We start from the raw sequence: 2,093 nt of genomic DNA, 5'->3' as shown, positions 1-2,093 counted from the left end.
GCAAACCGCTTAGCGCGTGTTCTGAGACAACGTGGAGTAACCTCAGAAGACCGAGTAGGCTTATTAATGGAACGGTCATTGGATATGATTGTGGGGATGCTGGCGATATTAAAGGCGGGTGGCGCTTATTTGCCAATCGACCCTGCATATCCAGCTGAACGTATTGATTATATGCTTGAAGACAGTGGCTCTAAAATTGTGCTAAGTCAGACAAAAGTGATTGAACAGCTGTGGGAAGAAAAACAGTGGAAAGGCGATTGTCTGGATGTAAGAAAGATAGATTTTGAAGGAATGGATGAATCCAATTTGACGCCTGTAAACCAATCACGGAATTTAGCTTATGTGATGTATACTTCTGGCACAACTGGAAAACCTAAAGGGGTGATGATCGAACATATCGGGATTCCAAATTTAGTTAATTCTTTCAAGACAGCTTTTAAACTAAAAAATGGAGACAGGATCACCCAGTTCGCAAATTATACATTTGACACTTCTGTAGGTGAAATATGGACTGCTTTATTAACCAGTTCAACTTTAATTCTAGTGCCAGAAGATGCGATTTATAATTATGGTGCTTTCGAAAGGTTGGTGCTTCAACAAAGAGTTAATGCTCTAATATTACCTCCTACGTATCTAAAACATCTGGATAAGAATTCATTCAGCTTTGTTCGAAATATTATTGTAGGGGGATCAGCTAGTACACCTTCTTTGGCTAAAGAATGGAAGAATATATATATAAATGCATATGGGCCTACTGAGACGACAGTTACATCGACCCTTTGGACTGAAGTTGAAGCGAATCAAAACGAACATATATCCTCGGTACCTATAGGAAAACCTGTTTATAATACACAAATTTATATATTAAATGATGATTTGCAATTACAACCTATTGGAATTGCAGGCGAGATGTATATTAGTGGAGATAGCGTAGCGAGAGGATATCTTAACCGCTCTGAATTAACGAAAGAAAAATTTGTACCAAATCCATTTTCTCCTGGAGAAAAAATGTATCGAACAGGCGATTTAGCCCGTTATCTGCCAGACGGAAACATTGAGTTTCTTGGCCGGATTGACCACCAGGTTAAGATTCGAGGATATCGGATTGAGTTAGGAGAGATTGAGAGCACCCTTTTAGAACATCCGAATGTGAAAGACACGACTGTAATGGATTGGAAAGAAGGAGAAAGTGAAACATTTTTATGTGCCTATGTGGTTTTTAAAGAACCAGTTCCAAGCGCAGAACTTAGAGATTATTTAAGTCAAAAGCTTCCCGCTTACATGGTTCCATCATTTTTTGAAGAATTGGATTCAATTCCATTGACTTCAAACGATAAAATAGACCGAAAAGCATTACCTAAGCCAGATATATCTAATCAGTCAAAAGAATATGTGGCACCAACGACAGAATTGGAAAAGAAATTAGTTGAGATATGGGAAGAAGTATTAGAAGTTGAACGGATAGGGGTTACCGATAACTTCTTTAACTTGGGAGGGCATTCATTAAAAGCAATTCAATTAATATCCAATATCCATAAAGAGTTACAGATTGAAATTCCTGTACGAGTTATCTTTGAATACCCAACTGTACAACAACTGGCTCGTTCCTTGCAAAATCAAGAACGTGTAGAAAGTCAATCAATTGAACCAATTCCGGAACGTTCATATTATCCATTGTCTTCTGCACAAAAAAGAATATACGTGCTCCAACAGATGGATTTAAGCGTTACACATTATAATATGCCAGGTGCGTTTTTCTTGGAAGGTTCCTTGGAGCATCAGCGTTTGGAGCGCGCAATCCAGAAACTTATAGAGCGTCATGACCCCTTCGGACTTCTTTTGAAGTAGTTCATGGGGAGCCGGTTCAAATAGTTCATGAAGAAATGAACTTTACATTGGAGGTAAACCAAGCTTTAGAAGAAGATATTCAGGAGAAGATGCAGGAATTTATTCAGCCATTCAATTTAGAGAAGAACCCGTTATTCCGTGCGGAATTGATTCAGTTAGGGAATGAAAAGCATCTACTGTTGATAGATATGCATCACATCATATCGGATGGGGTGTCTATGGGAGTACTGTTTAATGATTTATCC

1 pseudogene is annotated in these 2,093 nt (G+C 38.5%); it reads left to right on the top strand.

What is annotated here, in order from left to right:
• Positions 1-2,093, top strand: a pseudogene (locus tag GN217_RS18475) (amino acid adenylation domain-containing protein); the annotation flags it as partial.

The organism is Oceanobacillus sp. AG (assembly GCF_009746545.1).
GTDB classification, from domain to species: domain Bacteria; phylum Bacillota; class Bacilli; order Bacillales; family Amphibacillaceae; genus Oceanobacillus; species Oceanobacillus indicireducens.
Note: the sequence above shows the minus strand (reverse complement) of the source record. Positions and strands in the feature narration are given on the sequence as shown.